Source organism: Metallibacterium sp. (genome assembly GCF_054637675.1).
The window spans coordinates 37,445-43,584 of record NZ_JBTSRB010000023.1 but is presented as its reverse complement, the minus strand read 5'-3'; the positions used below and the strand labels follow the sequence as shown (position 1 = coordinate 43,584).

At 67.5% G+C, this 6,140-nt stretch carries 9 protein-coding genes; 5 read left to right on the top strand and 4 right to left on the bottom strand.

The window, feature by feature from the left end; translation table 11 throughout:
* Positions 1–196: acetyl-coenzyme A synthetase N-terminal domain-containing protein (locus tag ACYDAT_RS08850; RefSeq protein WP_461440669.1), on the bottom strand; the 196-nt coding region annotated here is incomplete at its 3' end.
* A 59-nt stretch (positions 197–255) separates the two neighbouring features.
* Positions 256–504, bottom strand: coding sequence for a hypothetical protein (locus ACYDAT_RS08845; RefSeq protein WP_461440668.1), 249 nt, complete (start codon positions 502–504; stop codon positions 256–258).
* A gap of 105 nt (positions 505–609) precedes the next feature.
* On the opposite strand from ACYDAT_RS08845, the gene ACYDAT_RS08840 reads away from it, so the two are divergent.
* The 5 genes from ACYDAT_RS08840 to ACYDAT_RS08820 all read left to right on the top strand — a co-directional run bounded on the left by ACYDAT_RS08840 (position 610) and on the right by ACYDAT_RS08820 (position 4,930).
* Entirely contained in the window at positions 610–1,050 is a 441-nt protein-coding gene (locus ACYDAT_RS08840) for a hypothetical protein (RefSeq protein WP_461440667.1), read from the top strand.
* The gene (locus ACYDAT_RS08835; RefSeq protein ID WP_461440666.1) at positions 1,047–2,213 is read left to right on the top strand and encodes a class I SAM-dependent rRNA methyltransferase; all 1,167 of its coding nucleotides are present in this window, start codon (positions 1,047–1,049) and stop codon (positions 2,211–2,213) included. Before ACYDAT_RS08840 ends, ACYDAT_RS08835 begins: the two co-directional genes overlap by 4 nt.
* A 158-nt stretch (positions 2,214–2,371) precedes the next feature.
* Positions 2,372–3,166: a sulfite exporter TauE/SafE family protein gene (locus ACYDAT_RS08830; protein WP_461440665.1), complete on the top strand. Its 795-nt coding sequence runs from the start codon at positions 2,372–2,374 to the stop codon at positions 3,164–3,166.
* Positions 3,167–3,326: 160 nt separating this feature from the next.
* A complete protein-coding gene (locus ACYDAT_RS08825; RefSeq protein WP_461449658.1) occupies positions 3,327–3,599 on the top strand; it encodes an EamA family transporter in 273 nt (90 codons plus the stop codon).
* Positions 3,600–3,685: 86 nt separating this feature from the next.
* Complete coding sequence (locus ACYDAT_RS08820; RefSeq protein WP_461438665.1) at positions 3,686–4,930, top strand: nucleoside recognition domain-containing protein; 1,245 nt, start codon at positions 3,686–3,688, stop codon at positions 4,928–4,930.
* Positions 4,931–5,021: 91 nt separating this feature from the next.
* On the opposite strand, the gene ACYDAT_RS08815 is transcribed toward ACYDAT_RS08820, so the two are convergent.
* Positions 5,022–5,831 (bottom strand): DUF3014 domain-containing protein, encoded by an 810-nt coding sequence (locus ACYDAT_RS08815; RefSeq protein ID WP_461449656.1) that lies wholly within the window; start codon positions 5,829–5,831, stop codon positions 5,022–5,024.
* A 71-nt stretch (positions 5,832–5,902) separates the two neighbouring features.
* Positions 5,903–6,103, bottom strand: a complete 201-nt coding sequence (locus ACYDAT_RS08810; RefSeq protein WP_461438663.1) for a hypothetical protein — start codon at positions 6,101–6,103, stop codon at positions 5,903–5,905.
* Positions 6,104–6,140 lie beyond the last annotated feature (37 nt).

Sequence of the window (6,140 nt, the reverse complement as noted above, 5' to 3'; positions counted from 1 at the left end):
GGAAGTCCTCGCGCGCAAAGCTGGTGTCCTTGATGCGCATGGGAAAGCGCATCCAGTCCAGCCGCTGCGCGACGCGACTCCAGAAGCGCTCGGGATCACGCACCGATTCGGCATACAGGCGCGCGTAATCCGCGGCCTTGATGCGCGCGCGCGCGGCAAAGGCGGGATCAACGGGATGCAAAGGCTGGATAGGCATGGGAGACCTCGAATCAGAAGGAGCAACGCGGCCACGCACGGCGGCTGCGCGAATTGCGCTCAAGAGTGCGCGGGGGGTTCATCCGGCGGACGCTGCTGGCGCAGCATGTCGCGCAGCACCTGCATCTGGCTGTCGTTGAGCTGCTCCTCGCGTGCGCTGCCGGTGATGCGCGCGTGCGCCAGCGCCAGCACCGCCCAGATACCACCGACGAAACTCAGCAGCAAGCCCAGGCCAAGCCAGCCTGGGCCGCGCAGAACCAGCACGATCACGATGCCGCTGGCAAATACCAGCATACCCAACCACGGCATGGACAGCTCCTCGAAATGGATACGCACAAGGCAATTTAACCTGTAGCGCCGCGGCCGGCGCACGCTGCGCTGCGGCTATCATCGCGGTTTGATACGGAGACGCGCATGTCCGCGATGATTCATCGCCTGATCGGTGTGCCGCAAATTGCCGGTGGCTTCTGGGGGCTGTTCGAATTGACCGGTCACGCGTTCACGGTGCGCGAGCCGCTGTGGTTCGCGCTGCTGCTGCTGGGCGCGCTGCTGTTTCTGCTGATCCTGATCGCGGGCGTGTGGCTGATCAGCGGCGACGCGCGCGGCAGCGCGTGGTCGCAGTGGCTGCAACTGGCGCAGGTGCCGATCCTCGGCACGCCTTGGCTCAGTTATGGCTGGCATGTCGGCGCGGTGGCGGCGCTGGGCCTTGCGCGCGGTGGCCACTGGAGCTTCGGCTACCGCGTGCCGGACATCGGCTGGCAGTTGTACCCTGGCGGCAGCGCGCACTGGTTCCTCGGGCTGAACTTTCTGGCGCTAATCCTGTTTCTGCTGCTCAAGCTGACGCGCCGCGCATGAACGAGCCGCTGAGTCCGTATCCGCGCGTGCGCCTGCTGGCGCCGCGCCTGCCGCAGCATCCGGCCATTTTTCGCCGCGCACTGGAATCCGACGTGCGCTTGGCGCCGGGCAGCGTGGTTGATCTGGTGGATGACGGTGGCCATTTTCTGGCGCGCGGCTTCTGGAACGGCCACGCGCGCATCGGCCTGCGCGTGCTCACGCGCGACGCGCACGAAAGCATCGACGGCGACTGGATCGGCGCGCGCATCGCCGCGGCGCTGGCGTTGCGCGCGCAGCTCGATCTGGACGTGGAACAGGGCGCGCTGCGCCTGATCCACGCCGAGGGCGATGGTTTGCCCGGCCTGGTGGTTGATCGCTACGTCGATCTGCTGGTGATCGAATACTTCGCCGCCGGCATGTGGAAGCTGCGCGGCGCGGTGGAAGCGGCGCTGCGCGCGCGCTATCCGGAAGCGACGTTGTATCACTACGCCGAGGCGCATGTGCAGAAGCAGGAGAGCTTCGACTGCAGCGCGGCACCGCTGCCGGCGCCGCGCTGGGTGCGCGAGCACGGGCTGGAGTTTCAAGTGCAGCCCGGCATCCGCCACAAGACCGGATTCTTCGTCGATCAACGCGACAATCGCGCGCGCCTGGGTGCGTGGGCGCAGGGGCGCATGCTGGATTTGTGCTGCAACAGCGGCGGCTTCGCGCTCAATGCCGCGCGCGCCGGGTGCGTGGCGGTGACCGGGATCGATCTCGATCCGGAAGTGCTGCAACTGGCGCGCGCCAATGCCGCGCGCAACGCGCTGCGGGTGGAATTCATCGTCGCCGATTTGTTTCCCTATCTCGAACAGGCGCTGGCCGCCGGGCAGCGCTGGGACACCGTGGTGCTGGATCCGGCCAAGCTCACCCGCGATGCCGCCAGGTTGCCGCAGGCGCTGCGCACCTACGTGGCGATGAACGCGCTGGCGCTGCGCGCACTGGCACCGGGCGGCCTGCTGCTGAGCTGTTCGTGCACCGGATTGGTGGACGAGCCGGCGTTTCTGGAGGCGCTGCGTCGCGCCGCGGCGCTGGTCGGGCGCGAGCTGCAAATTCTGCATGTGGGCGGCGCCGGGCCGGATCATCCCTGGCGCGTGGCGGCCCCGGAAGGGCGGTATCTCAAGGCCGTGTTCGCGCGCGTGGTCTGAATGTTTTGCGCGCCACGTGGCTACAGTTCGCTTACGCGGGCTGGCTGCCAGCGGGTGTTGCGGAACTGTGGTGGGGCGGGACTGTCGTATCAGCAGGCGCTAATTTTAGCGTGGTGCGGCATGCGCTGGCGCCCTCCCCATTCGACAGGCGATGCGTGATGGTTCATCTGAGCTTGCTGCAGGATGTGCTGGCCGTGATTTCCGGCCTGGCGGTGGGATTTTCGCTGGGCTTGATCGGTGGCGGCGGATCGATTCTGGCGGTGCCGCTGCTGTTGTACCTCGTTGGCTACCCCGATCCGCACGTGGTGATCGGCACCACCGCGCTGGCGGTGTCGGTCAACTCTTATCTCAACCTGATTCCGCACGCGCGTGCCGGCAATGTGCGCTGGCGCGCGGCGATCGTTTTCGCCATTGCCGGCGCCATCGCCGCGCTGGGCGGTTCGATCCTGGGCAAGGCGGTGAACGGTCACAAATTGCTGTTCCTGTTCGCGATCCTGATGCTGGTGGTGGCGTTCCTGATGACGCGCCCGCGCGCCGAGCACAGTGGCGACGCGGTGCATCGCCCGCTGGCGGTGGAAACGATCTGGCTGATCGCAGTCGGCGCCAGCGCCGGATTGCTGTCGGGCTTCTTCGGCATCGGCGGCGGCTTTCTGATCGTGCCGGGCCTGATGCTGGCCACCGGCATGCCGATCCTTGCGGCCATCGGCACATCACTATTCTCGGTGGGCAGTTTCGGCATGACCACGGCGCTGAGCTATGCGTGGTCCGGCCTGCTCGATTGGCGCATCGCCGGGCTGTATATCCTCGGCGGCGTGGTCGGCGGCTGGGTCGGCGCAAAGCTCGCCACGCGTCTGGGCAAGAACAAGAAAGCCCTGAACTGGATCTTCGCGGTGATCGTGGCACTGACCGCGGTCTACATGTTGTACAGAAACCTCGCCGCGTTTCATCTGTGACCTCGCGCGGCGAACGCGGTGCGCTGCTGGCGCTGGCCGGCGGCTTGTGTTGGCATTGGGCACGGGCGCTGGCCAAGCGGTTGTTCGAGCGGCGTAGCGTGACGCCGCTCAACCTCAGTGCATCGCAGATGCTGCATGGCACCGTGTTGCTGGTCTGCTGGTGCCGCAGCCGATTGTGCCATGGACGCCGCCGTTCATTGTCGCGGTGGCCTACAACGTGCTGCTGGCCTCGGGCCTGGGCTGGGCGCTGTGGCTGTTGGTGGTGCAGCGCTTGCCGGCGCAGATGGCCAGCCTGACCAGCCGCGCCATCCCCATCGTCGGCGTGCTGCTGGCATGGCTGATCCTGCACGAGCGCCCGCGCGCATGGGAGCTGGGCGGCATCGGTTTGATCGCGTTAGTTTTGTTGTCGCTGCGCCGCGCGCCGGCGCGCTGAGCGCGGGTGCGTCTGGCGCCATGATGCGCGCCTGCTAGCATCGGCCGCACGCCGCAACGGCGCGCAGGGTGCAGCGCGGGAGTCCGATGCTCAACCGCCTCTGGCTGGGTTTTTTCCTCACCGCCGCGCTCGCCGCGCTGGCGCGCTGGTCGCTGGGCGATGTCGCCGTGTTCGCGGCCATCGTCGACAGTCTGTTCGCCATGGCCAAACTCTCGGTCGAGGTCATGGTGCTGCTGTTCGGCACGCTCACGCTGTGGCTGGGGCTGCTGCGCATCGCCGAGCGCGCGGGCTTGGTGAATGCGCTGGCACGTGCGCTGGGCCCGCTGTTCCGACGGCTGATGCCCGAGGTGCCCGCAGGCCATCCGGCCATCGGCCTGATCACGCTGAATTTCGCCGCCAACATGCTCGGGCTGGACAACGCCGCCACGCCGATCGGCCTGCGCGCCATGCGCGAGCTGCAAACCCTCAACCCCAGCAGCGATACCGCCAGCAACGCGCAGATCCTGTTCCTGGTGCTCAACGCCTCGTCACTCACGCTGCTGCCGGTGAGCATCTTCATGTACCGCGCGCAGCAGGGCGCGCCCGACCCGACGCTGGTGTTTCTGCCCATCTTGATTGCCACCAGCGCCTCGACTCTGGCGGGTTTGCTCAGCGTGGCATGGATGCAGCGCCTCAAGCTGTGGGACCCGGTGGCGCTGGCCTATCTCGGCGGCGGCGCACTGCTGTTGGGCGCGCTGCTGGCAGGGCTGGCGACATTGAGCACGGCGGCGCTGGCCAGTGTCTCGGCGCTGGTCGGCAATCTGGTGTTGTTCGGCGTGATCGTGGCGTTCTTGCTGGCAGGCGCGATCAAGCGCGTGCCGGTGTACGAGGCTTTCATCGAAGGCGCGAAAGACGGCTTCGGCGTGGCGCGCGATCTGCTGCCGTATCTGGTGGCGATGCTGTGCGCGGTCGGCGTGTTGCGCGCATCGGGCGCGTTGGGCTATGCGCTGGAGGGTATTCGCTGGGTCGTGCACGGCCTCGGCATGAACACCGATTTCGTCGCCGCATTGCCCACTGCGCTGGTGAAACCCTTCTCCGGCAGCGCCGCGCGCGCCATGCTCATCGAGACCATGCGGCACTATGGCGTGGACAGTTTTCCGGCACTCACCGCCGCGACCATGCAGGGCAGCACCGAGACCACGTTCTATGTGGTGGCGGTGTACTTCGGCGCGGTCGGCATCAAGCGCGTGCGCCACACCGTGGGTTGCGCGCTGCTGGCTGACTTGGCGGGGATCATTGCCTCGATCCTGGTGTGCGCGTGGTTCTTCGGCGGTGCGGCGCACCGTGGTTGAGCGCACGCCGCCGCGTCAACGCGGCGCAGAGTTGGACAAGGCACGCCGCCGCATCAACGCGGCGCAGAGTTGGACAAGGCACGCCGCCGCATCAACGCGGCGGCAGGGGCTGCCCGGCCAGATCGGCGCGGATGGCGCGCAGCTTGGCCTTGATCGTGGCGGAGTCGGCCGCGCCGATGCGCAACATCGTGCGCTGCCCGATCGACAGCGACTGCAGCGCCGGAGCGGCGTAGTCCCACATGCCGTTCTTGCCCGCCACCAGCTTCGGCAGCGTGGCGCGATCCGGTGTCGCCAGCAGGTTGTCGATCACCACGATCAGGCGGTCGTTGAAGTAGCCATGCGGATAACCGAGCTGCTGATACGCCTGCTGGAACAGCGGATAAAAATGCACGTACCAAGCCACCAGCACCGGTGTGGGGATGGCCTCGATCACGCGCATGTAGGGCGCGTAGCGCGCGTCATTGTCGAGGTTGATCGTGGTCTGGCCGCCATTGACGTTGACCAGAAACGCGCCCTTGGGATGGTGCACCGGCAGCACGTCGCTGCCCAACGAGCGGTCGGGCAGTGCGTTGACGGTGGCGACGATGTGCTGGATCAGCGCCCGCGGCTTCAGCAGCGCGCGCAAGCCTTCGCCACCGGGCAGCGCCGCCAGCGCATTGACGATGGCCGCGTCGTCATTCAGCGCCGGCAGCGGCGCCGACGACGTGGCGGCGGGCGCGCCGCGCACGTGTTCGATCGAATAATGCTGCGGCGCATTGGCGATCGCGCCCGCTGCGGTTTCGCCGGGCGCAGGGATGCTGACCAGGTGCAGCGCGCGTTGGTGGGCGTAGTACAGCCAGCCGCCCAGCGCCAGCACCGCCACCACCACGATGCCCCAGATCCAGCCTTTGCCTTCGCTCATCTTGATGCGCTCCGCGTTGCCTATCGAAATCGTTGGAGTTCCGCCCGCACGCCGGGTTCCACGGCGCCGCCTCAGCGCAGCGCCGGCCCGCGCAGCACGCGCGCCGGCAGCATGAGCAGCGCCGCGACCAGGGCCAGCACGCCGCCTACCGCGAAGCCGACCAGCCGAAACGGCAGCAGCAGCAGCCACAGCAGCGGATACAGCAGCAGCGCCAGCAGCGCCAGCGGCCAACACAGCACCAGCAGGATCAGCCACAGCAGAAAGGTGAACATGCGCGCGCGACCCTCGGAATGAGATCGTATCGTCGCG

Bases quoted from the DNA above. Each gene is read 5' to 3' on its own strand.
- ACYDAT_RS08835 (WP_461440666.1), top strand. From the start codon at position 1,047: ATGAACGAGCCGCTGAGTCCGTATCCGCGCGTGCGCCTGCTGGCGCCG.
- ACYDAT_RS08830 (WP_461440665.1), top strand. From the start codon at position 2,372: ATGGTTCATCTGAGCTTGCTGCAGGATGTGCTGGCCGTGATTTCCGGC.
- ACYDAT_RS08840 (WP_461440667.1), top strand. From the start codon at position 610: ATGTCCGCGATGATTCATCGCCTGATCGGTGTGCCGCAAATTGCCGGT.
- ACYDAT_RS08815 (WP_461449656.1), bottom strand. From the start codon at position 5,831: ATGAGCGAAGGCAAAGGCTGGATCTGGGGCATCGTGGTGGTGGCGGTG.
- ACYDAT_RS08820 (WP_461438665.1), top strand. From the start codon at position 3,686: ATGCTCAACCGCCTCTGGCTGGGTTTTTTCCTCACCGCCGCGCTCGCC.
- ACYDAT_RS08845 (WP_461440668.1), bottom strand. From the start codon at position 504: ATGCCGTGGTTGGGTATGCTGGTATTTGCCAGCGGCATCGTGATCGTG.
- ACYDAT_RS08810 (WP_461438663.1), bottom strand. From the start codon at position 6,103: ATGTTCACCTTTCTGCTGTGGCTGATCCTGCTGGTGCTGTGTTGGCCG.